A 24,191-nucleotide genomic window follows, 5' to 3' on the forward strand; every position below is an offset into this window, starting at 1 on the left:
TGACTCTTCATCGAAGAAACACTTAAATAAAATAAAACCCAAAATTGGGTAAAATCCAAACCCCTGTATGGGCTTCAATTTCGTTTCTTGCCCCAGGTTTGGGTTGGAGGTGCAGGTATGAGAAAAACCTCTCGGATTTTGGTTCTCCTTTTACTAAGCGCGTTAGTTGTCATCAGCGGGTGTATCGGCACCACCCCCTCACCCACCGGAACTGGCCCAACAACCAGCGAGAACCCAACGACAAGCGGCACGGGCGAGACGACATCCACGGCGGAGAGTTCTCCAACGGAAACTGGAAGTGAGACCGGAACCCACACAACCACTGAGACCGCAACGCAAACCGAAACCCAGACTGAGACATCGACCGAGACCTCAACACCCACTGAGACTCCCGCACCGAACGAGAGCATTCAGTACGATGAGGACGGCAATGTGGTATGTGAGGGCGACGCCGACCCGGATCTCGGCTGCGAAGCCGGGGAAACCAACGACAACGGAACAGGGCCAGGTTTCTCCCTGCCGGATAACCTGATAAACGTCACCCTTGAGCCCGTCATAATACCCATTTACAAGCTCACGGCGAACTTCACCTACGCCGGACCGATTGGAAGCGACGCCTTCGAGCCCAACGGGGAGAAGATAGAAAAGGTTTCGATAATTACATCCTCCACGGACCCGGGCAAGAACGTCAAGTTCACGATAACCTTTGAGAACGAGAGCCTTGCGGCGGCATATGTCCACATCCCCGTCTTCATAGACATGTTTAGCGGCAAAAAGTACGTCTACGAGCCGACGGTTCTGCGCTTCGATGAGGGCGAGGAGTTCGGGAGAATATGGGAGCTTCACCTTTACTCCACGGGCTTCACCCTCTACGAGCTGACTGGAAACGGCCCCGTTGAACTTCAGAATGGAAGCGTTCAGCTCGACGGAAGGCGGGTGAGCTTCACCATCGAGAACTTCTCGGAGATATTCCCGGAGAGGGTGTACCTAAGAATCTACGGGAGCACGATGACCGATAAAAGTCCAAGCCTCACCTACCCCTACACCGGTAGCTTCGTAATCGAGGCCGGGAAGGGATGGATTGACTACTACTCGCCGGCCAGCTTCTTCACGCCGGAGGGCAAGTTATACATGGAGGCGAGGGGCTACGACCTGATGATTAAGCTGTACCTCGACGACCGCAAGTACCGCGACATGATGCCGATGAAGGTCTTTTTTGACAGCAGTGACAACGGCGAGGCCGACTGGGTGGCCTACCTCGACGAGGACTCCTTCAAGCTTAGGGACACGTACGGGAGCGTCTACCGCGAGGGAAAGGTGAGTACATACATCGAAAACGACAGGCACGTCGTCGAGTTCACCATCGAGAACTTTTTCTCCCTCGTCCCCTGGCGCTACTTCCGCCTCTGGTTCGCGGGCCAGGTTCAATCCCCGACCTTCAAGCCCCGCTTCCCTGCCCACAGCAACATCTGGGTGAACGCCACCAACGGGCTTAGCATGGACAAAGACGTTGACCGCTACCTCGTCATCGTCGTCGAGGACGTTTACATAAAGGGCAACAAGGACAGCGCGGAGGGGGAGATTCAGCTCGTCTCGTGGGCCTTCCCTGTTTACTGGGAGCACGAGAACGACCTCGACTGGGAGTATGGGCCGATTTACGCCGTTGGCTACCCTGCAAAGCGCTGGGTCGAGGCAAACGACCACAGCCGGCTTTTATACCACGACGAGAGGGCGATAAGCGTGAGCTATCCCTTCATCAACGGCTATCCGATATTTGCCATGCCCCTCGAGGAGGTCAAAAAATACAGGAAAATCTACGTCCACACGGCCGGCTGGGACTTGGACGACCCCGGCGAATACATCACACTCGGGGCCGGTTTTCTGGTTGACGCCGCCCTGGGCCTCGCCACCGGAGAAATAGGAACGGCCATGAAGTACGGCTACAACGGCGTCATGTTCATCAACCAGCTCGTCACCGGCCAGGGTGCGGCCGAGTGGTGGGGCTCAACGATAGTCAGGGACCTCGGCGGAGACCCCGATCCGGTCGGCTACAACGGCTACGCGATAGACACGAACGGCAACTACCGCGACGGTGTTCTCGTTGAGGTATGGTCCGCCGACGGCAACATGAGGGTGACCTACCTCGTTCAGGAAGTTGAGGTCCCGAGGACGCTCCGCTACAACACGCTCCAGGCTTACCTTGACACCGTCCAGTTCACGAAGGACACGGAGTTCGGCGACGACGAGTACTACCTCTACGCGAGCGGATTCATTTCCTTCAAGCCAGAGGAGGTAGCCGATGTGCCCGACATAACGCGGGAGGAAACCACCGCGATGGTTCCCGTACAGCCGGTTAACCGCTATCCCGAAGCGGGAGTTCTTTCGGGGAACAGGTTCACCACAAGGCCCCAGATGCTAATCATAGGCCACACGAGGGCCGATGTGCCGTTCCTCTACCTCGAATACGACGGCTGGGAAGAGGACGCTGGAAAATGGGGCAACGACGACGACCCGATGGGGCAGGTGGCGATAACGCTCCTCCTCGACGACGACTACTTCGACTGGGAGCCGAACTCCGCGATTCCGACGAAGGAGTGGAGCCTCGAGTTCCCGAGCTGCGGGGTCTCAGGCGGCTGCTCGAAGGCGTGGTTCTGGGTCAGGGTGAAGCCCTAATTCCTCTTTTACCTTTTCCACCTTCATCTCACCTGGAACCCTGCCCCAGATGAGAGCCAACTTTTTTAATCCTCCACTCCCAACTCATGAGCATCAAGTATCAAATTAGGAAGATGGGGGGAGATAGTTGAACGGCTCCCAGATAATCGGTGTTGGGATAATAATAGGTGCCTACTCTCTTATGCTCTTTCTCCTGCACAAGTCGAAAAAGATAATCGAAGAACTGAAGGCCATGAGAGAGGCCCAGATGAGGCGCAGGATAAAGCAGAAGGTCAACTCCGTGAGAAACGTTGTAATCAGGAGGAGGCGATAGCATGGAGGAGGAAATCGGGCTCTCGCGAGGATTATCGATGTGGCACCTCATGATGATGGGCATGGGCATGATGATTGGGGCGGGCGTGTTTGTCGCCACCGGAATCTCGATAGGCTTCGCCGGTCCCGGCGGGGTTCTCGTGGCCTTTGCCCTCAACGGTCTCGTGGCCCTCTTCTCGGCGATGTCCTTTGCGGAGCTGGCTTCCGCGCTTCCCACCGCTGGAGGAGCCTACACCTACATAGACGAGGCGTTTAAGGGCTTAATCGGCTTCATCTCAGGCTGGCTCAACTGGTTCGCCCTCACCGTTGCGGGAAGCCTCTACGCCATAACCTTCGCGACCTACACGGTTTTTCTCCTTGAGGGGACGAAGTGGTTCTCGTCCCTCGGTGTTGAGAGCGAGCTCGTGATAAAGGCCCTCGCGCTCCTGATAATAGCCGTCTTCGTGGTCATCAACTACATCGGCGTTTCAGAGACGGGCAACATCGAGAACCTGATTACCATCGGCCAGATGTCAACTCTGCTCTTCATCGGTGCCTTTGCGGTGTTCTACACCATCCTCCATCCCGAGAGGCTCTCCCACTTCAGCAACTTCGTCCCGAACGGCTGGGGCAAGGTTTTAGCAGCTATGGGCTTTACATACGTTGGCTTTGAGGGCTACGAGGTCATAGCGCACGCCGGCGAGGAGGCCTTTGACCCGAAGGAGAGCATACCCAAGGCAATCCTCTACTCCGTTGTGGCCGTAACAACAACTTACCTCCTCTTCGCCTTCGCGGCGATAGTCGGGGCCGACGTTTCGCCCGAGAACCTGACGGCGTGGTTCGCCTCCCACGGGGCCGTTGGCATGGGCGAGGCGATAAAGGACCTCATGCCCTACGGGGGCCTCTTGATAACGCTCGCGGCGATTTTTTCCTCGACTTCAGCGCTCAACGCCACCATATACTCATCAACGAGGGTTCTCTTTGCAATAAGCCGCGATGGGAAGCTCCCGCGCTTCATATCGAGGATTCACCCGGTGAGGAGGGTTCCCCACATAGCACTTGCTCTCTCTTCCATCATCATAGTAACCGTTGCCATGGCCCTGCCGATAGAGGACGTTGCAGCGAGCGCGGACATAGTCTTCCTGCTGATATTCCTGCTCGTCAACGCAGCCGTGATAAAGATAAGGCGCGAGAGGGGGGACGAGCTGGATTATGGCTTCCTGATGCCTTATTTCCCGGCCATACCCATCATCGCCATAGCCCTGCAGGGGGTTCTCTCCATATGGATATTCGACGTGAGCCCAACGGCGTGGTTCGTAACGCTTGGGTGGGTAATCCTGGGTCTGGCACTGAGCTCCCGCTACAAGGGGGCGAGGGAAGTGAAGGAGGCACCTGAGAGGGAAGTTGTTTTCGGAGAGTGGTTGCCCGAAGGCTACAAGGTTCTCGTGGCCATCTCAAATCCGAGAAATGCCCCCTACCTTGCCAGGATAGGTGAGACAATAGCCCGGGCCAGAAAGGGTGAACTGGCCCTCGTAAGTGTCGTGACAGTTCCAGAGCAGACGCCACTTCAGGAGGCGCACCGCTTTGCGGGCCCCGCTTTGGAACTGCTCAGGAAGGTGAGAGAAGGGCTCAGTGAGGAGGTAAACGTGAGGGGTGTGGTTTACTACGCCCACAGCGTTTACAGGGGAATACTGAGCGCCATAAAGATCAAGAAGGCAGACCTCCTCGTGCTTGGCTGGAGGGGGCGTTCGAGGCTGGGATACATCTTTGGCAGCAACCTCGATAGGCTCGTGGAAGCCCCGTGTGATGTGCTCCTCGTGAAGCCTGGAAAGGGTGAAGAAGTTAAAAAAATCCTCTTTCCAACGGCAGGCGGTCCCCACAGCCTCCTCGCGGCGGAGATAGCGAGAATATTCGCCCTTGAAAACGATGCAAGCGTTACCGTGCTGTACGTTGACACTGAGGGAACGGAAAGGAGGAGGATAGAGCGCCGCCTTGAGCCGGTTATGAGGCTCCTGAACGGGGCGAGAGGCACCCTAAAGATTGTCCACACCAACAACCCCAAAGGTGCAATACTCTCCGAGTGCCGCAACCACGACCTCGTTATAATGGGCGCCTCGGAGGGCTCCATTTTTGCCAGGCGACTTTTCGGGGAACTGCCCGTCGAAGTTGCGAAGGAATGTGAAAAAACCGTATTCCTCGTCAAAAAGGACCTTGGAAGGCGCTCTTGGCTCAGGAGATGGTTTTTATGATGGCGTTCGTGCCTGCCGATGGAGTCATTTCTGTTTTTACTCTTTTTTCTCAAGGTGAGCCCTCTTGACCTCAAGCACTCCGGAATAGTCCCACTCGTTCCACTTCTTTTCGACTTCATCGAAAACTATGCGCGCCTTGAAGAAGGGCGCATCCCTGACGAAGGTCTCGAACTCACCGCCTTCCCCGGCCACGTGGATTCTGTACTTCTCGTGGAGCCTCACCAGCTCCTCTAAGGCCTTCTCGTCAATCCTCCTTCCGAGCCATCTCTCGTCCAGGCCGTAGGCGGCCGTGCCGACCATGACCACGTCGAAGATGCCGATTATCTCGCGCATGTAGTCAACCGGATCGCGGTGCCAGGCAGGGGCAAAGCTCTCTATGCCGAGCTCTTTTGCCACCCTGTCAACGCGCTTCTTCTGGTACTCGCTGGCCAAGGCGCCGGCAACGACACCGTCTATCCTCAGCCCCTCGAGGACGGCCTTCATGTCCTCTACCTCTTTCTCCTTCTCGCCGCTCGTGAAGCCCTTCACAAGGGGAATCCCCACAGCCTTCGCCTGGAGCTCGGTGAGGTGGATGTTTGGCACGTGGTACATGTAGCTCTCGTCGCTCTCGCTCACCATCGAGACGAGGTATTTGACCTCAAACTCCTGCTTCAAGGCCCAATAGAGGGCATAGTTGGAGTCCTTCCCGCCCGAATACAGCACGGCAACTCGCATCTCTCTCACCCGAAAGCTTCAAATCGTTGGTCAGATAACCCTCACTGGAGAGTGGCTCGGCGGGGGCTTTAAAAAGGTGATGGCAATGGTGCCAAAAACGGCGGTGATTCTGGCGGCAGGCCTCGGAACGAGGATGGGGGAGAGGCCCAAGGGGCTCGTTAAGGTAGCAGGAAGGGAGATTCTGTATCGGACGATGCATCTCCTTCAGAAGAACGGCGTCAAAAGGTTCGTAATCGTCACCAACGAACGCTATGCAGGACTTTACCGTGAGTTCATCGAGGAGCACGGCCTCAACGCCGAGCTGGTGATCAACCCAGAGCCTGAGAAGGGCAACGGACACTCCCTCCACCTCGCCAAGGATTATGTCTCTGGAAGGTTTGTTCTGGTGATGAGCGACCACGTTTACGGCGAGGAATTCATCCGGGAGGCCCTGATGGGGAGCGGCCTTATAGCGGACAGGAAACCAAGATGGACGGACGTTGGCGAGGCGACTAGGGTAAGAGTCAAAAACGGCAGAGTCGAGGAGACGGGCAAATCCCTCAACGAGTGGGACGCAGTCGATACGGGCTTCTTCGTCCTCGATGGGACAATCTTCGAGATAACAGAGGCACTGGAGAGGGAGAGAGAAGGGGACTATTCCATGAGTGATGTTGTGAAGAGGGCAAGGCTTGAGGTTACCTTCCTCGACGGTCTCCCTTGGATTGATGTTGACACGCCCGAGGACCTGAAAAGGGCCAGGAGGATGCTCGTTAAGACCGCGGTGAAGGGAACGGGCGACGGGTTCATCAGCAGGCATCTCAACAGGAAGATTTCAACCGAGATAAGCTACCTCCTCGCCGAGAAGGTCACCCCGAACCAAATGACTGTCGTTACATTTGCCCTCGGAATAATCTCTGCCTTTCTGACGCTCCTCAGTCTTCCCTTAGCCGGAATACTGTATCAGATTAGCTCAATCCTCGACGGCGTTGACGGCGAACTGGCAAGGGCCCAGATGATGACGAGCAGGTTTGGGGGCTACATAGATTCCCTCCTCGACCGCTACGTTGACGGCGCATTTCTGGCCTTTCTTGCTTACTCAACTCTCACCAAGCCCCTCTGGTACCTCATTGCACTCCTTGCACTCCTCGGCTCGGTGATGGTGAGCTACTCGACCGAGAGGTTCAAGGCTGCTTATGGAAAGGACGCATACAGCTCGATTCCAGCTCTCAGAAAGCTCCCCGGCAAGAGGGACGAGAGAATCTTCCTGACGATGCTCTTCCTCCTGTATCCGGTCGAGACTTCGGTTAAAGCGCTCTTCCTCCTTCTCGCCATAATCACGAACCTGCGGGTGGTAATGACGGCGTGGCTGATAGGGAGAAAGAAAAGCTGAGCTCACTCCTCGAGGAACTCAAGGGCCTTCTCCGTCTTCCTGTCGAAGAGGACTATCCTGTCCTCCCGGAGTTTCACCGTCACCGGCTCGCCGAAGCTGAAGTGCTCCCCCTCCGGGGCAAAGACCTTGACGAACGCTCCGTTGACCGAGACCGTGACTATCTGCTCCCTGCCGAGGGGCTCAAAGGAATAGACCGTTCCGACGAGTCCCTCGGTGGTTCCTTTCATGACTTCTGCGTCGTGCGGCCTGAAGCCGAGGATGACCTCCGCGACACCGAGTTTCTCAACCAGCTCCCGGTACTGGGCCGGAATCGGAATCCTGCTTCCATAGACGTCAAGGTAAGATCCCCTGACCTCAGCCTCGACGAAGTTCATGGGCGGGCTTCCGAGGAAGCCGCCGACGAAGCGGTACTTCGGCCTGTAATAGACGTCGTCCGGGCTTCCGACCTGGAGTATCACCCCCTCCTTGATCACGGCTATCCTGTCGGCCATTGCGAGAGCCTCGGCCTGGTCGTGGGTGACGTAAACGGCGGTGATTCCAAGCTCCTTCTGGAGTCTCTTGAGCTCGGCCCTTACCTCAAGCCTCAGGAGCGCGTCGAGGTTGCTCAGCGGCTCATCGAGTAGGAGAACGTCCGGCTCCTTGACCAGGGCCCTCGCTATGGCAACACGCTGCTGCTGGCCACCCGAGAGCTGCCATGGATAACGGTCGAGGAGGTTCTCTATGTGGAGCATCCCGGCAACCTCCCTGACCTTTTTGGCTATCTCGTCCTTCGGTGCCTTCCTCAGCTCAAGCGGAAAGGCTATGTTGTCGAAGACCTTCATGTGCGGATAGAGCGCCCAGTTCTGAAAGACCAGACCGACGTTCCTGTCCTTCGGCGGGACATCGGTAACGTCCCTGCCGTCAAAATATATTCTCCCGCTCGTCGGCCTGTAGATTCCAGCTATCGTGTAGAGGAGCGTTGACTTCCCGCTTCCCGAGGGGCCGAGGAGCGCCATGAACTCCTTGTCGGCTATCTCAAGGCTTACCCGTTTGAGGGCCTCAAAGTCGCCGAACCTCTTTGTGATGTTGTCCAGGGTGACCTTAACCATTTCAACCACCTCAACCCTTTATTCCACCCGAGTAGCCCTGGAGGAGGATCTGCTGGGCGGTTATGAAGAATATTATCGTGGGGAGGAGGTAGAACGTTCCGGCGGCCGCTATGAGGGGCATGTGGGAGTACTCGGCCTCTATGTTGGCCTCTATGAACGTCGCGAGCGTGGGATAGACGAGGAAGGTTCTCACGTAGATTATGTCCTGCCAGCCAGCGAGGAAGGCAAAGAGGGCAACAGCCAAAATCCCTGGCTTTATGAGGGGCAGCATTATCTTTCTCCAGACCGTTATCCGGGAGGCGCCGTCTATGATTCCGGACCACTCGAACTCCCAGGGAATAGTGTCAAAGAAGCCCTTCATGAGCCAGATCGACATGGGTATCTCTAATGCAGCCCTCGCGAGGATGACGTACGCGAAGGAGTAGAGTCCGACGACCTCGTAGTTCTGGGGGAACGTGAGGCGGTAGAGAAGGTAAACGCCCACTATGAGGGCAACGCCCGGGAAGGCGTGGAGAACGAGGAGGAGAACCATCATGGTCTTCCTTCCACGGAAGTCTATCCTTGAGAGGGAGTACCCAGCGAGGGCGCTTATCCCGGTAACGACGCCGGCCACACCAAGGGCCACTATGAGAGTGTTGAGGGTTATGCGCCATATGTTGACCCTTATTCCACCTGTGGTGGCTATCTTCCCCTGGAAGAGGTTTATCCAGTTCTCAAGCGTCGGGTGGAAGGAGTTGGGGTCAAGGTTGGTGACCATCTCCGTGCTGAAGCTCGAAAGGACGAGGAGGGAAAAGCCCAGAATTAGCGGGAGGCTCGCAAGGAGGAGGGCGAGGATTATAAGCCGCTCGTACCTCTTGGGTCTCGTCTCCACGTCCCTCATCAGAAGTCCCCCCTGGGCTTTTTCATCATCCTCTCAAACTTGAGAACCTTGAGCGTCACGAAGCCGCCGAGGATTCCGATTATGGAGAGTATGACGGCCGCTGCAGCGGCCAATCCCTGGTCCTGTTCTCCCCTGCCGAAGGCCGTGTTGAAGACGTAGAGCGCCAGGGTTGTTCCGTAGTCCCTGTTGACGAGGTCCCACTGGACGAGCAGGAAGAGGTGAGGATAGGTCGTCAGCAGGCTGAGGAACTGCCATGTCAGGACGTAGAGGAGGTGCCATTTAATCATCGGAATCAGAATCCGCCTCGATATCTGCCAGGATGAGGCACCATCGACCCTCGCGGCTATGACGAGTTCCTTGGGTATCTGATTCAAGGCCGAGGTGAAGACTATCATTCCGAAACTTACACCGACCAGGCCGTTAACGAAGATTATCACGCTCCACGCCCCCCAGGGCGTTACCTGGCCCCAGGGGATGGGCTGCGAGATGAAGCCGAGACTCATGAGGATCGAGTTCAGGGTTCCGATTTCACTCCCGTGGAAGAAGTAGTACCAGACGAGGCTGTAAACCGCTATCGGAGACATCCTGGGAAGGAGCCACAGGAGCCTGTAGGAAGATGCCGGCCTCTCGTTGATGAAGAAGGTCGCGAGAGCCAGCGCAAGGCCGCCGAAGACGTTTATCACGAGAGTTATTCCAACGAACACGAGGGTGGTCATGATTACGGCCTTAAACGTCGGGTCGTGCTGGAACATGTAGAAGAGCCTCTCGTAGTTGTAGAGGCCTACGAACTCGGTAAGATATCTCTCAACGTTCCAGTTCCTCATACGGGTCATGCTTATGTAGATGGTCATAACTAAGGGCACCAGATAGAACAGGAACACCATCAGCACCATCGGGGAAAGAAAGAAGGAAAGGTCCCTGAGCTTGCCCTTTGTCATGGCATCACCTCATCCCTGCGGGAACTTCCAGTCCTTGGGTATCTCACCCTGTATCTCGACGTTCTGGGCGAGCTCCGGGTCTGCCTGGACCTTCTGGACGATGTATTTGACCGCCTCCTCCGGGGTCATCTCGCCCCTCAGAACCTTGTCAACGGCCTCCTTGAAGATGTCCGCGAGCGCTGGGTACTTCGGGTGGGCTGGAGCGAGGTGGGTGTATTCGAGCATGTAGCTGACGTCCGCCAGGAACTGGGCGTTTATCGGGTTGACGGTCGCTTGGACTATGTCCCCGATGTTGCTCTTCACCTCATCGCTCAGGTCGAGGTTGAGCGCTTTGAGGCCGTTGAGCCACTTCTCGTCCTTGATCAGCTTTGCCGCATCTTTTCTCACGGGCAGGTGGGCGGATATGACGCTGTGTATGGCGTTTATGTCCGGGTCGCTGGCCTTGATGAGCATCAGGAAGGCAAGCTTGTGGTAGATGTCTTTGAGCTCGTCGTACTTCGGGTTCAGCTGGCCCGCCTTGGAGTTTATCATCCAGACGAAGGGCTGGCTGAGGGTTACCGGCTCCTTACCCTTCTCTCCGGCGGGGAAGAGGGTGTAGCAGAACCAGTCCCTCACCTCCTCAGGCTTCAGGCCCCTCGGTGTTCCCTCCTTGGCGTAGTACTGCTTGGTCTGCCACTCGGTCCAGTACCAGGTTCCGCCTATGTCGAAGAGCGTCCTGCCCTCGACGACCGTCGGGTGTATCTGCTTGGCCCAGTCCCAGCTCATTATGTCCCCCGGGAGCAGGCCATCGCGGGCAAACTTCCACTCAACGTAGAGCCACTTGTAGACCGCAGGAACGTCGACGACGAGCTTTCCGGTGTTCGGGTCGTAGAGCTTTCCGCCGAAGGCGAAGATGAACTGTATCAGATCGGGGTGGGCCGAACCCTTCCTGTGGATGAGGCCCCACTCGGCGGCGCCTTCATCCTTGGCCTTCTTGGCCCAGTAGTAGACGTCGCTCCAGGTGAACTCGCCGTTCTTCACCTTCTCATCGAGGCCGTTGAGGTCGAAACCTATCTTCTGAGCCACGTCCTTCCTTATGTAGAGCGGCCTCGCCTCGGTGTCCTGAGGCAGGCCGTAGAGTTTTCCGTTGTACTTGGAAGCCTCGATGAGGGACGGATAGAAGTCGTCGATAACGCTCTGATAGGCCTTGGCGTAGTCGGTTATGTCGAGTATGTAGCCCTCGTCAGCCAGCGTTGGCAGGAAGGCGTAGCTGTTCACGAAGAAGTCTCCGGCCTGCCCGAGGGGCTGCTTGCTGAGGTACTCCTTGTAGGCATCCTGGAAGGAGGCGACGTAGTGGGTCTCGGTTACGACGATCTTGACGTTGATTCCGTTGTCGGCCCAGATTTTGTTTATCCTCCTCGCGGCCTCCACTATTCCGTAAACCCTCATGACGCTGTTCGGATCGCCGGAACCCCAGGCAGAGAACTTGACCTCTTTAACACCGTTCTGCTCCAGAACCTTTCCTATCTCCACAACGTCCTTGGTGAAGTCGCCCGTAAGCTGAACCTCGGCCTGAGAAGTCTTCGCTTCCTCGCCGCCTATGCAGCCGCTGGCGACCACTCCGAAAATCACCAGTGCAACCAGCCAGAGTGCCGCGGCCCTCATGGCTACCACCCTCCAAAGTTTTCAAAAGCGAGCCCAAAAAGGCCCGGAGGGAGTTATTTTAGAAAGCGCGCAAGTGCTATCTTTTATTCAGGTTTTGTTATTTATAAAATTTTTGGACGGCCCTCTGTGAGCGGTATTCAGGCAAACGAGTACGGAGAGAATGTTCAAAAATTCATAAAATCGTTTTTTCACCAAAAACTATTTAACTGCTGTAAAATAATTTACCGCAAGTAAAGGAGGTGGATGGAATGGTTGAGGTTGTCATACTCGGACAGGGCTACGTTGCCAGCATCTTTGCGAGCGGTCTGGAGAAGATAAAGGCCGGAAAGATGGAGCCCTACGGCGTTCCCCTCGCCGACGAGCTTCCGATTAAAATCAGGGAGATAGAGATAGTCGGCTCCTACGATGTCGATGCGGGCAAGGTTGGAAAGGACCTCCACGAGGTCGTCAAAGCCTACGATCCAGAGGCGCCGGAGAGCCTCAAGGGCATCACCGTCAGGAAGGGAATCCACCTGAGGAGCCTCAGGAACCTTCCGCTCGAGGCCACCGGCCTCGAAGACGAGATGACCCTCAAGGAGGCCGTCGAGCACCTTGTGAACGAGTGGAAGGAACTCGGCGCAGAGGTCTTCATAAACGTCTGCACCACCGAGGCGTTCCAGCCCTTCGGAAGCAGGGAGGAGCTTGAGAAGGCCATCGAGGAGGACAACAGGGACAGGCTCACCGCCACCCAGGTCTACGCCTATGCCATAGCCCAGTACGCCAAGGAGGTTGGCGGTGCCGCGTTCGTGAACGCTATTCCGACCCTCATAGCCAACGACCCGGCGTTCGTCGAGCTTGCAAAGGAGAGCAACATGGCCATTTTCGGCGACGACGGAGCCACCGGAGCCACCCCGCTCACGGCCGACATACTCAGCCACCTCGCCCAGAGGAACCGCTACGTCCTCGACATAGCCCAGTTCAACATCGGCGGAAACAACGACTTCCTTGCCCTCACCGACAAGGAGAGGAACAAGAGCAAGGAGTTCACCAAGAGCTCGGTCGTCAAGGAGCTCCTCGGCTACGACGCGCCGCACTACATCAAGCCCACCGGCTTCCTCGAGCCGCTCGGCGACAAGAAGTTCATAGCCATGCACATCGAGTACGTCAGCTTCAACGGTGCCCACGACGAGCTCGTCATCACCGGCAGGATAAACGACAGTCCAGCTTTAGCGGGCCTGCTCGTCGACCTCGCGAGGCTCGGAAAGATAGCGATTGAGAAGAAGGCCTTCGGAACCGTCTACGAGGTCAACGCCTTCTACATGAAGAACCCGGGACCGAAGGACAGGCCGAACATTCCGCGCATCATCGCCCACGAGAAGATGAGAATGTGGGCCGGTCTGGAGCCGCGCTGGTTCTGATTCTCTAAAACTTTTTAATCCCCTTGCCCTATTTTTCTCGGAGGGAAGCCGATGAGCTGGAAGAGGGGAGCCTATCCTGAATTCACGCTTGAGGATGCCGTTGCGGTTCTTTTCATGCTCCAGAACCCGACGGGGAGAAAGGCGATATCAGAGGTTCTTGACCTCGGCGAGGGAAGCGTTAGAACGCTTTTGAAGAAGCTTGCCGCCCTCGAGGTCATAAGCTCCACCCAGCGCGGACACTCGCTCAACGAGAGGGGAATGGAGCTCCTCGAGGAAATTTCCAAGCATTTCTCCGAGGTCCACCGTATCGGCGAGGTCGAGGGCTATCCAGCCTGCGCACTAACGGTGAAAGGGGCTGGGGAGTTCAAAAGCATCGAGCTCCGCGATGAGGCCATAAGGTTCTTCGCGAAGGGGGCCATGATTCTCGTCGTGAGGGACGGGGAACCAGTCTTTCCGGAGGACGGAAGGCCGCTGAGCGAGACGATGCCCGAGCTCGCGGGGAAGATTAAGGAAGCGTTCAAGCTGAACGACGGCGACCTCGTCGTGGTAACTTGGGCGGAGAAGGAAGCCGATGCCATGAAGAGCGCCTACCACGTCGCCCTGACGCTCAAAGGCGATGGGCTACCTGAGGAGATAAAGTCCCTCGTGAGGTGAAGGCATGAGGAAGCTTATTCTCGCACTCGACGTGTACGACCGGGAAAGGGCGCTTGAGATAGCCGAGTGCACGGCGGAATACCTGTGGGCGGTGAAGGTGAACTGGCCCCTGATAATAGGCTCGGGACTAAATATCATCACCGAGCTCAAGCAGGTTACGGGACTGCCTATAATAGCCGACCTCAAGCTAGCGGACATACCAAATACCAACAGGCTGATAGCGGGTAAGGTTTTCGAGGCCGGGGCAGACTACATCATAGCCCACGGCTTCGTTGGGAAGGACAGCGTTGAGGCCGTTATGGAACTTGGAAAGACCATAATCGTCGTCGAGATGAGTCATCCCGGAGCGAGTGAGTTCATCCAGCCGGTGACTGATAGGCTGATCGAGCTGGCCAACGAGCTCGAGCCCTTTGGAATCATAGCGCCCGCCACGAGGCCGGAGCGCGTTTCGTACATACGCTCGAAGCTGAAGCCGGGAATCAAAATCCTGACCCCAGGGGTTGGCGCCCAAGGCGGTAGGGCGGGGGAGGTTTTAAAGGCCGGTGCCGACTACGTCATAGTGGGGCGCTCGATATACGCGAGTGAAAATCCGAGGGAAGCCGCGAGGAGGCTTCACGAGGAGATAGCGGGGGTGTGAGGATGGAGCTGAAGGTCAAGCATCCGCTCAGCAAGAAGGAGATCAAGGAGATAATCCGCGAGATGGGCGAAATCTTCGGTGAGGAGATAGCGGGCAAAATGCTCAACAAAAAGGACCGCGTCGAGGTTGCCGAGTTTGACAAGACGACGGATATACTCCTCGTTAACGGCAGACCCTTCTTCATAAGGAGGAAGGGACTGATATTCCCCCTCGTCATAGCTCTTTACGAGCTCTCCAACGAGGAGGACCTGAGGAAGTGGCCGAGGCGCGTCGTGGTCGATGCGGGCGCGGTGCCGTTCATAATCAAGGGCGCCGACGTCATGGCGGCCGGAATAACCGACGCGGATGAAGGCATAAAGGAGGGTGACTTCGTCTTCGTGGTCGAGGAAGACTACGGAAGGCCCCTGGCGATAGGCATCGCCCTGATGGACGGTAAGGCCATGAAGGAGAAGCCCAAGGGCAAGGCGGTGAAGAACATCCATCACGCCAAGGACAGAATCTGGGAACTGACGGTGGGCTGAGATGAGCGGAACAGAGGAGGGAAGGAGGAAAATCCGCGTTCTCGTCGGCGGGGTTTTTGACATCCTTCACGTCGGCCACATTCACTTCCTCAGCCAGGCCAAGGCCCTGGGGGATGAGCTGATAGTGATAGTCGCCCACGATGAGACCGTCAGAAGGCAGAAGCGCAGAGAACCTGTGAACAGTGCGGAGGACAGGGCCGAGCTACTCAGGGCACTCGCGGTCGTGGACGAGGTCTACATAGGCTCTCCCGGGGGGATAGACTACGAGCTGGTGAAACGGATAAACCCGGACATCGTTGCGATAGGGCCAGATCAGGCCTTCAGCTGCGAGCGCCTCAAGGAGGAGCTAAGGAAGCACGGAATAGAGGCCAACGTGATAAGGATACCCTACCTCTACAAGAGCGACAGGGCGAAGACCAGCAAGATAATCCAGAGGATAATAGAAACGTACTGCGATTGATTTTAACCCTGATTTTAAGCCGCCCGCGGGAGTTGGGGCCTGATTTTAGCGGATGATTCAAACGGTGAATTGAGCGTCTGGATTAACGTTAGAGTTTGAATCTCCCCATGTACTCCCGCAGGAACTCCGGATCCTCTCTTTTCACAGCACTCATCAGCTCATCGAACTTCTTCTCCCCTAATGCGAGCTTCAGGTAGTAGTAGAGGTTGAGGGCATCCTCGACGATGATGCTCTGCCTTCTGCCCTCCTCGCCGTAGAGCTCAATGAGCTTCCTGTTCATGTCGAGGCTGACGTAAAGGGTCTTCTGCTTCTTTTCCTTCTTCATGTCCTTGGACTTGGCCTTCCGGTCCTTTTTGGGCCTGGACGGCCGGGTGAGCTCGTTAACGGAGCCGTCAAAAAGCTTGGGGATTTTATCCTTCGACAATTTCAACCACCTCTCTCGCGAGTTTTAGAAGGGCCTTGGAGGCTCTACCATCCCCGTCGAATTCAAATATGCTCATTCCCTGGCTCTGGGCCTTCTCAAGGGCTATTGCCTTCGGAATCGTAGTCAGTATCGGGGCGTCCGGATAGGTTGCCTTGAGCTCCCTGAGGCGCATCTTCGGAACCTTCGTCTGGCGGGTGAACTTGTTGGGAACGAGGCCGAGCAGCTTCAGATTCTCGTTGGTCTCCTCGCGGATCATGCGCATGAGGTTGAACATGAGCTGCATACCTATGACGCCGAAGTAGCTCAGCTCGAGGGGTATGAGAACGTAGTCCGAAGCGGTGAGCGAGTTGACCAGAAAGATGCCCATGCTGGGCGGGTTGTCTATGAGAACGTAGTCATAGTCGGGCAGTATGGGTGTTAGAGCCTTCTCCAGGCGCCTCTCACGGTTGTAAGCGTTGATAATCTCTATCTCCCTGGCGGAGAGGTTCAGGTGACTTGGAATGAGATGAAGATTCCTCCGCACCTCGACGATGGTGTCCTCGATGTCGCTCTCCCTGGTCATCAGCGTTCCCACGTTGCTGTCCCCGTACTGGAGGACGTCCATGCCTATCAATCCAAAGGTTAGATTGAACTGCGGGTCTATGTCAACGAGAAGAACCCTCTTGCCCATCCCAGCCAAGGCATGGCCAAGGTTCATGGTCAGAGTGGTCTTCCCAACCCCGCCCTTCTGATTGGCTATGCTGATCACGACGGCCACTGGAATCACCTGCCAAAGGTAAAGAAAGGGTCAGGTGATGTCGATGAAGTCCTCAAGAACCCTCTTGGCGTAGGCCGGGAGTTCCTTCTTCTCCTTCTTGGATATCGTCGTGAATATCTTGTCGAAGCCGTTGTCCTCGGACTTGAAGGGCTTGACCGGCTCGGGGGCTATGATGTTCTCCTTGAAGGAGGAGCCAACGCGGAGGGCGTGCTCTCCGCCCAGGATGTGCGGGCTTTTAACGCCGGTCATGATGACCATTGCCCTGACGACCTTGCCCATGTCCTCGTCTATCCTTGCACCCCACTTGATTTCGCTCTTCTCGCCGAGCTTCTCGTAGACGATGTTCATGGCGTCGTTTATCTCTCCGAGGCTCACATCCGGTCCGACGGTGAAGTGAACCAGAGCCCTGTCGCCGCTGCCGTACTCGACCTCGAGCATCTTGTTCTCGAGCGCGTTCTTGACGGCATCAACCGCCCTGTTGCTGGAGTCGCTCTCGCCGATTCCTATCAGAGCGGCACCGCCGTTGTGCATAACGCTGTAAACGTCGGCGAAGTCGATGTTCACCATGGACGGGAGCTTTATGGTCTCGGTAATGCCCTTGACCATCCTGGCGATTATCTCGTCCGCGAAGCGGAAGGCCGCGTTTATCGGGAGCTTCGGAACGAGCTTGAGGAGCTTGTCGTTCTCGATGATGATGACCGTGTCGGAGTAGTACATGAGGGCCTTTATTCCAGCCTTGGCCTTCTCAATCCTTATCTTACCCTCGTTCTTGAACGGGTACGTTACAACGCTGACGACGAGCGGTTCCCTAAACCTTCCGTTGTGCCTGGCACGCTCCTTTATGACCTTGGCAACAACTGGAGCAGCGCCCGTACCGGTGCCGTTACCCATACCAGCGGTTATGAACACAAGATCGGCGTCACCGATGGTTTCGGCAATCTCATGGGCGCTCGCCTCGGCGGCGCGGTAGCCTATCTCGGGGTTTCCGCCCGAACCCTTGCCCTGCGTTATCTCCTTGCCGAGGAGAAGCTTTCTATGAGCTTTCGTCCTGGCAAGGTGCTGGGCGTCGGTGTTCATGGCTATGAGCTCCGCGCCCTGAACGCCAAGCTCGTAGAGCCTGGTTATCGTGTTGTTTCCAGAACCGCCCACGCCGACTATGACGATCCTTATCAGATCCTCAAGGTTCTCGTCGGAGAATCTGTCGAACTTCGCTGTCCTGGGCTCGTCGTCCAAGTCGAGTTTTATTCCGGCTTGTTCCAGGAGTTTAAATACCATTGCCCCAACCCCCTCAATACGTCTGGTTTTCGGATGATAGTGATTTAAAGTCATGATTTTAGCGGCTTATTTCAGGATGTAGTCAGGCGTTGAGCGTTCCTCAGTCTCCAGCTGATAGAGCTCCTTCTTCAAAAGCTCGCGAATGGCTTCTCTGATGATTTCGCTCCTGCTGGGGTAGACGCCCTTCTTAACCAGCTGATCCATGGCGTTAATCAAGCCCTGGGGGAGCTGTACACTGATGATACGCATTTTGCTCATCCCTGCACCACCCAGTTCAGTAAGCCGCTGAAATAACTAGTGATTTAATTAGTTAAATACTTTGCGGCTGGATGTTAATATTATGATATTATCAATTTCAAAAAATTTTTAGAAAAATCCAAGAATGCAAAAAATGCTTCAGATCGGCAAAAATCGGGGAGGAGAAAGGGTTTTAACATCGAATATTTCACCCGATTTCGGGGAACTCGATGAAGGGAATAACCGAAAAACTTCACATCACAAAAGTGTATGTGGAAGACGCCGAAAAGCTCATCCCGAAGCTTGGGGGGGACGTTCAGATAGTCAGCGCCGAATGCTGGGAGGCTGTGGCGTTCGCGGCCCTGCTGGCACTCCGCTCATTCGAGAGGGAAACAAATCACGCGAGAACTCTTGGGGGAGAACTGCTGATCCGCCTGGCCGGGACCCTCCAGATAAAAGACGCCATAGCTCAAAACGGCATAAAAAACGGCGAGAACTATCTGGTGGTCTTCGGAACGCGGGAGAGGGCGTTGGAGGTTCTGCGTGAATTTGGACTGAACGAGCTCCCGCTCATCGGTTGTGACGAGGAAAAAGTGAAAACTTTTTTTGAAAAAGCCGCACTCGCTGAAGTTTTATAGATAGCAGGTACCCAGTTCTGTACCCCTCGGAGGATAGGTTTATAAAATCCCTTCCTCATTTTCGAAGTGCCTGAGGTGATGCTCATGAAGTATAAAAAGCGCAAATATTTCCTTGCTGGCAGAATAAACCTCATCCAGCGCTCGAAAATCAGGGAGCTTTTTGAGAAGGCTAAGAAGATGGAGGACGTTATCTCCCTGGGCATAGGCGAACCTGACTTCGATACCCCCGACGTCGTCAAGGAGGCCGCCAAGAGGGCCATCGATGAAGGTTACACTCACTACACGCCCAACGCGGGCATTCCGGAGTTCCGCGAGGCCATAGCGGAGTACTACAAGACCCACTACAAGGTTGACGTTTCTCCGAACGATATAATCGTGACCGCCGGCGCTTACGAGGCGACCTATCTGGCCTTCCAGACCCTCCTTGAGCAGGACGATGACGTTATAATCCCCGACCCTGCCTTCGTGTGCTACGTTGAGGACGCGAAGATAGCCGAGGCGGGCATCATCAGGATACCCCTCAGGGAGGAGAACGAATTCCAAGTCGACCCGGATGAACTCGTCGAGGCGATAACCAAGCGCACCAGGATGCTGGTTCTCAACTATCCAAACAACCCAACGGGCGCGATTCTCAAGAAGAAGACCGTTAAGGCTATAGCCGACATAGCCGAGGATTACAACCTCTACATCCTGAGCGATGAGCCCTACGAGCACTTCCTCTACGAGGGGGCGAAGCACTACCCGATGATAAAGTACGCCCCGGACAACACTATTCTGGCGAACAGCTTCTCCAAGACCTTTGCCATGACCGGCTGGCGCCTCGGATTCACCATAGCCCCAACGCAGGTCATACGGGACATGATAAAGCTCCACGCATACGTCATCGGCAACGTCACCTCGTTCATCCAGATAGCGGGAATCACGGCCCTCCGCGACAAGCGCAGCTGGGAGGCCGTCAGTGCTATGCGCGAGACCTACGCGGAGAGGAGGAAGCTCGTGCTCAAGCACCTCCACAAGATGCCGTACATCACCCCGTTCAAGCCAAAGGGAGCGTTCTACATCTGGGCAAAGATAGACCCCAGCCTGGACATGAGCAGCGAGGACTTCGCCGACTGGCTCCTGGAGAACGCGCGCGTCGTCGTCATCCCAGGGACGGCCTTTGGAAAGGCCGGTGAGGGCTGGATAAGGATAAGCTACGCGACCAAGAAGAGCCAGCTCATCGAGGCAATGCAGAGAATGAACGAGGCACTGTCAAAGCTCTAACGGGGGAAAGGGATGGACGGCGTTCTGGCCATCTTCTTCGCCATTTTTCTAGCCGAGCTCGGGGACAAGACCCAGCTGGCAACCATGGCCTTCGCGGCCAGATACGGATGGAAGGTAGCGTTTATGGGGGCCATTCTGGGCCTCGCAGCGGTTAACCTCATCGGGGCGCTACTCGGCGACAAGCTCGGCGACATGGTGCCCCTCGAGGTTGTTCACAAATTCGCCGGAGCACTTTTCATTGTTTTCGGAATCCTCATGATATTCGGAAAGCTCTAGGAGGGATAAATCATGGACAAACGGTGGAGTTCAGTCCTGCTTGACACGTTGGTCATGACGGCAGGCTTTGGAACCCTGACCATGATGGCCGTCGCAAAGCCCGATATAATCGCCCACTTCGGGATAAACAGCGCGGAGTACGAATGGCAGCACATAGCGTACGTCTTTGGTTTGTTCATAGCGTTCCTTCTCGGCCACACCAGGATATACGAGGGAAGCTTCAAGAAGAGCGTTGCCATAGCACTCAGCTGGGCGGCGATAGCGCAGGCGCTCATTCCGCTCGCCCCCAACTGGTACGTCGTCGTCTTCCTCAGGTTCATCCAGGGTTTCGTGGTCACGCTCGTGCCGCTCTTCAGCACCCAGATAGCCCAGTTCTTCGTTGCCGAGAGGCCCTTTGCGAAGGGTATAATCCTCTCGGGTATCTTCTGGGGCGGTGTGTTCGGAAGCATGAGCGCCAAGTACGCCGTCGCGGACTTCGGGTGGAAGGGCGGTTTCTGGGTCACCGTCCTCATAATGTACGCGGTTCTCGCCCTCTGGTGGTTCTTCGTCGAGGACTTCGAGATAATCCACAAGACCGAGGGGACCGAGAAGGTAAGCGTCTGGAAGATGCCCTTCACCTGGGTGCTCGGATTCACGTTCTTCCCGGCCCTCTGGGTCATATTCACCATCATAGGGTTCTCCGCATCCCTCGGCTATGAAATCGGGTGGACGAAGGAGCACGTGGCAACGCTCAGCACGAGCCTCAACATATCCAAGGCGCTCTGGAGCATAGGCATGGGCTACGTCGGCTACATGCTGTCCAGGAAGAACCCGAACGCGAGGGGTCTCTTCAAGGCCATCGTGCAGGTCATGATATTCTCCTACGCGGTTGCCTTCATCGGACTGCTGGTCTACGGCAAGGCCATGCTCGCCGGCAACTACACCCTCGCCCTCGCATCGGTGGTCCTCATCGGAGCCCTCCAGGGAACCGGACCGGCGTTCTGGACCAGCGCCCCGGCCACGTATCCCAGGAACATCTTCCCGAAGGCCAGCTTCGCCCTTGGTCTCATCTCCAACTCGGCCAACGCCATAGCTCCAACGATAACGGACGTACTCGCAAGGCAGAGCACCGGCCTGGCCCTGGGAGAACTGGCCCTCATGCCGCTCATAGGAATCCTGACCCTTATAGCGGTCTCGAGAATGAGGCTCCCGGTGGAGGAGCTCGGAGATGCGGCCTAAACCCCTCGTCGTTTCTTTCTTTATCCTTCTTGCGATTTTCTTCTACGGCATAGCCGCGATGAGTTTCGGGGAGGAGTACACGTTTTTTGGCTACATCCTCGTAGGTAGCGTGCACCTGCTCTTCGCCTACGGGGTCTGGACAGGGCACGAGACAATCGTGGACCTCTCGGCGTACATAGCCCTCCTGGACCTTCTCTTCGGGCTCCTCTGGGTGATGGTGGGACTGTCCCTTCCGGCGGTAACGCTAACCCTCCTCTCGGCGCTGATCCTCTTCGTTCTGATGGACGAAGACGTAAGAACCGAGCTCAAAATGCCGTAGGCAACCTTTGCCCGCGCAAAGTTTCCTAACGTGGGAGAAGTATCACTTCAGCGGGTTTGAGAGTACAGGAAGCTCTTGGAACAAGCTTCTCCAAAAGCATGTAGCTCATCACAGAGAACGCTCCTGTAACCGATTTTACCCCCCAAGTGTCCATTTTTCAAGCGAGAACACTTCGAAGAAACTATTGAACATGGTTTGCTCTCCATTGACGCCCTACGGGCGTCGATTTTTAAAGTTAAACCCACACTCAAAGAGTAACTTGAAAAGTTCTTCTCAACTTTAAAACAGCCATATTGATAATAAATCACGCAGAATTGAGCCATGAAAAAGAGCTACCAAATTTGATGAAACTTTGCACAAGAAAATTTCTGGGGGTGTGGGGGCGTTAGCCCCCCGGAGGATTAAGGAATAAGGAAGGTGGGGAAACGTAGTTTCCCAGGTTTTTAGAGAAAAAACGGGGTTGTGGGGTGGAACCCCACTTCGGGGGTTTGAGAGTACAGAGAGATAAGGGGGCGGAGCCCCCTTGTCTTTCGTTGTGGTGCGGGGGACGGGATTTGAACCCGCGAACCCCTACGGGACGGGACCCTAAATCCCGCGCCTTTGGCCAGGCTCGGCAACCCCCGCGCGGGTTGAACTTCTCCCCGGCGCTTTAAAAACTTTGAGGGGAAAGGCTTATAAGGATGTAAAGGAAGCTTTACGTAAAGGAAACTTTACATGGTGATGGGGATGAAAGCCAAACACTGGCTCGGCTGGGGAGTGATATTCGCGGTAGTTCTCGGGCTGTTCATCGTGGCCTCGAACAGGGGGAGCGTGCTCCTCGGCGTTGCGGCCCTTTTCCTTGGCGCGGTTATCGCCACCGCTTACGCTCGCTACCTGGAAAAGATTGGAGAGGTTATCGTTGATGAACGAACTGAAAGGATTGAGGAGAAGAGCCACGCCTTGACGATGCGCGTCCTCGGCTTTACCATAGCCCTGACTTTCGTTTCGACGAGCATAATTTCCCAGGGCGACCCATTCTGGAAGAGCGCCTCCATTGTGAGCGGGCTTTTCATGTTCGTCTACGCCCTCGTGCCCCTCTTTGCAAAGGCCCACTATGAAGAGGTGATGTGAGATGAAGTACGAACACCTGCTGGGAATTCTCGTTACGGGCATGATAATTGGGCTGGCTTACTCGACGAAGTCCGGGAGGGCTCTCTTAGCCGTGGGAATCTTTGTAGCCGGCTTTTTGCTTAGCTATCTGCTCACGTGGTACTACAACTCAAGGATCGAGAGGGTTGAGGACGAGAGGACCGAGTTCATAAGCGCGAAGAGCGCGAGAAACGGCTACGCGGTGATGAGTTTCCTCCTCTTCCTTGAATACCTCTGGGACTACAGCCAGGGAAACGTCGAGGTGGCAACGAAGCTTATAATTCCCCTCGCTGCAGGGGCAGCGGTGCTCCTCCTATCGCACTACCACTACGGGAGGGCGATGTGAATGAGGGAACTCTTAGGCATCATCGTCCTGATAATCGGGACCCTCACGACCCTTTACCTCGCAACGGGCTACCGTAGAAACGTAGGGGAAGGAAGGGATGAGAGGGGCATTTTGATTGACTGTAAAGCCGCCGAAAAGACGGTTCTGCTCATCCAGGCCCTGGCGGTACTGGAGATACTTTACATCCGCTTTATCGTTGGTGACAGAACAAGTCCCGCCTACCACGGCATACTCTCCATAGCACTCGTGGCCACGCTCGGCTACCTCGCCGTCAGGTACCACTACTCACGGGTGATGTGAATGGGGAGCGAGTGGTTGTTTCTTTTCATAGCGGCCGCCACAGTGATATACTGGTTCGCATTCTACCGCTTCATGAAAGAAACCGGCCAGATGAAGGACGAGCGCGGCAGGAGAATAAATCAGGTCGCCTCCGAGAGAACCCTCATAATCCTTCAGGTTCTGCTTCTCATAGCCATCCTCGCAGTGGATAACCTCGAATGGCTCGATCCTGCCAAAGTGCTCGCCCTCATTTACGTCGTTGCTATATTCGGACACGCCCTGATGAGGTACCACTACTCGAGGGTGATGTGATTGAAGAACCGCCTCCGTGAGCTGAGGGAGGAGTTGGGCATAACCCAGGAGGAGCTGGCGAAAGCCCTTGGAGTGACGAGGCAGACGATAATAGCCATCGAGAAGGGTCGCTACGACCCATCGCTGAGGCTGGCATTCAAGATAGCGCGCTTTTTCAACAGACGGATTGAAGAAATCTTTATCTACGAGGAGGGTTAAAAAGAC

At 55.8% G+C, this 24,191-nt stretch carries 28 protein-coding genes and 1 tRNA gene; 19 read left to right on the top strand and 10 right to left on the bottom strand.

What is annotated here, in order from left to right:
* The first annotated feature begins 117 nt into the window (after positions 1-117).
* The 3 genes from A3L10_RS06285 (at position 118) to A3L10_RS06295 (ending at position 5,213) form a co-directional block, all read left to right on the top strand.
* Complete coding sequence (locus A3L10_RS06285) at positions 118-2,673, top strand: hypothetical protein (protein ID WP_088866840.1); 2,556 nt, start codon at positions 118-120, stop codon at positions 2,671-2,673.
* 127 nt (positions 2,674-2,800) lie between these two features.
* Positions 2,801-2,986 (top strand): hypothetical protein, encoded by a 186-nt coding sequence (locus A3L10_RS06290; RefSeq protein ID WP_088866841.1) that lies wholly within the window; start codon positions 2,801-2,803, stop codon positions 2,984-2,986.
* Between the two features lies 1 nt (position 2,987).
* Positions 2,988-5,213: an amino acid permease gene (locus A3L10_RS06295; RefSeq protein ID WP_088866842.1), complete on the top strand. Its 2,226-nt coding sequence runs from the start codon at positions 2,988-2,990 to the stop codon at positions 5,211-5,213.
* Positions 5,214-5,249: 36 nt separating this feature from the next.
* Here the strand turns inward: A3L10_RS06295 and A3L10_RS06300 are convergent, their stop codons facing one another.
* Positions 5,250-5,927 (bottom strand): diphthine--ammonia ligase, encoded by a 678-nt coding sequence (locus tag A3L10_RS06300; RefSeq protein WP_088866843.1) that lies wholly within the window; start codon positions 5,925-5,927, stop codon positions 5,250-5,252.
* 85 nt (positions 5,928-6,012) lie between these two features.
* Between A3L10_RS06300 and A3L10_RS06305 the strand changes: the two genes are divergently transcribed.
* A complete protein-coding gene (locus A3L10_RS06305; protein ID WP_088866844.1) occupies positions 6,013-7,296 on the top strand; it encodes a bifunctional L-myo-inositol-1-phosphate cytidylyltransferase/CDP-L-myo-inositol myo-inositolphosphotransferase in 1,284 nt (427 codons plus the stop codon).
* Positions 7,297-7,298: 2 nt separating this feature from the next.
* Here A3L10_RS06305 and A3L10_RS06310 read toward each other — a convergent pair whose 3' ends face one another.
* Genes A3L10_RS06310 through A3L10_RS06325 form a run of 4 tightly spaced genes read right to left on the bottom strand, consistent with a single transcriptional unit; the run spans position 7,299 to position 11,846 of the window.
* Positions 7,299-8,384, bottom strand: coding sequence for an ABC transporter ATP-binding protein (locus tag A3L10_RS06310; RefSeq protein WP_088866845.1), 1,086 nt, complete (start codon positions 8,382-8,384; stop codon positions 7,299-7,301).
* Positions 8,385-8,394: 10 nt separating this feature from the next.
* Positions 8,395-9,264 (bottom strand): carbohydrate ABC transporter permease, encoded by an 870-nt coding sequence (locus A3L10_RS06315; RefSeq protein WP_088866846.1) that lies wholly within the window; start codon positions 9,262-9,264, stop codon positions 8,395-8,397.
* Complete coding sequence (locus tag A3L10_RS06320; RefSeq protein WP_088866847.1) at positions 9,264-10,202, bottom strand: carbohydrate ABC transporter permease; 939 nt, start codon at positions 10,200-10,202, stop codon at positions 9,264-9,266. Before A3L10_RS06320 ends, A3L10_RS06315 begins: the two co-directional genes overlap by 1 nt.
* Positions 10,203-10,211: 9 nt before the next feature.
* Positions 10,212-11,846, bottom strand: coding sequence for an extracellular solute-binding protein (locus A3L10_RS06325; RefSeq protein ID WP_088866848.1), 1,635 nt, complete (start codon positions 11,844-11,846; stop codon positions 10,212-10,214).
* 248 nt (positions 11,847-12,094) lie between these two features.
* Here A3L10_RS06325 and A3L10_RS06330 point away from each other — a divergent pair, with 248 nt between their 5' ends.
* From A3L10_RS06330 to A3L10_RS06350, 5 genes are read left to right on the top strand one after another with little or no spacing between them, the layout of a single operon-like run.
* On the top strand, positions 12,095-13,243 hold the full coding sequence (locus A3L10_RS06330; RefSeq protein ID WP_088866849.1) for an inositol-3-phosphate synthase: 1,149 nt from the start codon (positions 12,095-12,097) through the stop codon (positions 13,241-13,243).
* Between the two features lie 51 nt (positions 13,244-13,294).
* Positions 13,295-13,897 carry a DUF4443 domain-containing protein gene (locus A3L10_RS06335; RefSeq protein WP_088866850.1) on the top strand — a complete coding sequence of 201 codons (603 nt, stop codon included), beginning with the start codon at positions 13,295-13,297 and terminating at the stop codon, positions 13,895-13,897.
* Between the two features lie 4 nt (positions 13,898-13,901).
* Complete coding sequence (pyrF, locus tag A3L10_RS06340; protein WP_088866851.1) at positions 13,902-14,534, top strand: orotidine-5'-phosphate decarboxylase; 633 nt, start codon at positions 13,902-13,904, stop codon at positions 14,532-14,534.
* A 2-nt stretch (positions 14,535-14,536) separates the two neighbouring features.
* Positions 14,537-15,055 (top strand): RNA-binding protein, encoded by a 519-nt coding sequence (locus A3L10_RS06345; RefSeq protein ID WP_088180909.1) that lies wholly within the window; start codon positions 14,537-14,539, stop codon positions 15,053-15,055.
* 1 nt (position 15,056) lies between these two features.
* Positions 15,057-15,515, top strand: coding sequence for an adenylyltransferase/cytidyltransferase family protein (locus A3L10_RS06350; protein WP_088866852.1), 459 nt, complete (start codon positions 15,057-15,059; stop codon positions 15,513-15,515).
* Between the two features lie 88 nt (positions 15,516-15,603).
* Here A3L10_RS06350 and A3L10_RS06355 read toward each other — a convergent pair whose 3' ends face one another.
* The 4 genes from A3L10_RS06355 to A3L10_RS06370 form a co-directional block, all read right to left on the bottom strand.
* Positions 15,604-15,939, bottom strand: a complete 336-nt coding sequence (locus A3L10_RS06355) for a CopG family transcriptional regulator (RefSeq protein WP_088180911.1) — start codon at positions 15,937-15,939, stop codon at positions 15,604-15,606.
* Positions 15,926-16,696, bottom strand: a complete 771-nt coding sequence (locus A3L10_RS06360; protein ID WP_088180912.1) for a ParA family protein — start codon at positions 16,694-16,696, stop codon at positions 15,926-15,928. Before A3L10_RS06360 ends, A3L10_RS06355 begins: the two co-directional genes overlap by 14 nt.
* 30 nt (positions 16,697-16,726) lie before the next feature.
* Positions 16,727-17,971, bottom strand: coding sequence for a cell division protein FtsZ (gene ftsZ / locus A3L10_RS06365; RefSeq protein ID WP_088866853.1), 1,245 nt, complete (start codon positions 17,969-17,971; stop codon positions 16,727-16,729).
* 66 nt (positions 17,972-18,037) lie between these two features.
* Positions 18,038-18,229: a ribbon-helix-helix domain-containing protein gene (locus A3L10_RS06370; RefSeq protein ID WP_088180914.1), complete on the bottom strand. Its 192-nt coding sequence runs from the start codon at positions 18,227-18,229 to the stop codon at positions 18,038-18,040.
* Between the two features lie 209 nt (positions 18,230-18,438).
* Between A3L10_RS06370 and cgi121 the strand changes: the two genes are divergently transcribed.
* The 5 genes from cgi121 (at position 18,439) to A3L10_RS06395 (ending at position 21,922) form a co-directional block, all read left to right on the top strand.
* Positions 18,439-18,846 (top strand): KEOPS complex subunit Cgi121, encoded by a 408-nt coding sequence (gene cgi121 / locus A3L10_RS06375; RefSeq protein ID WP_088866854.1) that lies wholly within the window; start codon positions 18,439-18,441, stop codon positions 18,844-18,846.
* Positions 18,847-18,930: 84 nt separating this feature from the next.
* Positions 18,931-20,109, top strand: a complete 1,179-nt coding sequence (locus A3L10_RS06380; RefSeq protein WP_088866855.1) for a pyridoxal phosphate-dependent aminotransferase — start codon at positions 18,931-18,933, stop codon at positions 20,107-20,109.
* A gap of 12 nt (positions 20,110-20,121) precedes the next feature.
* Positions 20,122-20,385, top strand: a complete 264-nt coding sequence (locus tag A3L10_RS06385; RefSeq protein ID WP_088180917.1) for a TMEM165/GDT1 family protein — start codon at positions 20,122-20,124, stop codon at positions 20,383-20,385.
* Between the two features lie 12 nt (positions 20,386-20,397).
* Positions 20,398-21,603, top strand: coding sequence for an MFS transporter (locus A3L10_RS06390; protein ID WP_088866856.1), 1,206 nt, complete (start codon positions 20,398-20,400; stop codon positions 21,601-21,603).
* Positions 21,593-21,922: a hypothetical protein gene (locus tag A3L10_RS06395; RefSeq protein WP_088866857.1), complete on the top strand. Its 330-nt coding sequence runs from the start codon at positions 21,593-21,595 to the stop codon at positions 21,920-21,922. The genes A3L10_RS06390 and A3L10_RS06395 overlap by 11 nt, the downstream gene beginning before the upstream one ends.
* Before the next feature lie 536 nt (positions 21,923-22,458).
* On the opposite strand, the gene A3L10_RS06400 is transcribed toward A3L10_RS06395, so the two are convergent.
* Positions 22,459-22,546, bottom strand: a tRNA-Leu gene (locus A3L10_RS06400).
* A 96-nt stretch (positions 22,547-22,642) separates the two neighbouring features.
* Between A3L10_RS06400 and A3L10_RS06405 the strand changes: the two genes are divergently transcribed.
* From A3L10_RS06405 to A3L10_RS06425, 5 genes are read left to right on the top strand one after another with little or no spacing between them, the layout of a single operon-like run.
* Positions 22,643-23,032 (top strand): DUF2178 domain-containing protein, encoded by a 390-nt coding sequence (locus tag A3L10_RS06405; RefSeq protein WP_232460954.1) that lies wholly within the window; start codon positions 22,643-22,645, stop codon positions 23,030-23,032.
* A gap of 1 nt (position 23,033) precedes the next feature.
* Positions 23,034-23,396, top strand: a complete 363-nt coding sequence (locus A3L10_RS06410) for a DUF2178 domain-containing protein (RefSeq protein WP_088866859.1) — start codon at positions 23,034-23,036, stop codon at positions 23,394-23,396.
* Positions 23,397-23,696 carry a DUF2178 domain-containing protein gene (locus tag A3L10_RS06415; RefSeq protein WP_088866860.1) on the top strand — a complete coding sequence of 100 codons (300 nt, stop codon included), beginning with the start codon at positions 23,397-23,399 and terminating at the stop codon, positions 23,694-23,696.
* Positions 23,697-23,987, top strand: coding sequence for a DUF2178 domain-containing protein (locus A3L10_RS06420; RefSeq protein WP_088866861.1), 291 nt, complete (start codon positions 23,697-23,699; stop codon positions 23,985-23,987).
* A complete protein-coding gene (locus A3L10_RS06425) occupies positions 23,988-24,185 on the top strand; it encodes a helix-turn-helix transcriptional regulator (protein WP_088866862.1) in 198 nt (65 codons plus the stop codon).
* Positions 24,186-24,191 lie beyond the last annotated feature (6 nt).

It is taken from the genome of Thermococcus radiotolerans (assembly GCF_002214565.1).
GTDB lineage: Archaea > Methanobacteriota_B > Thermococci > Thermococcales > Thermococcaceae > Thermococcus > Thermococcus radiotolerans.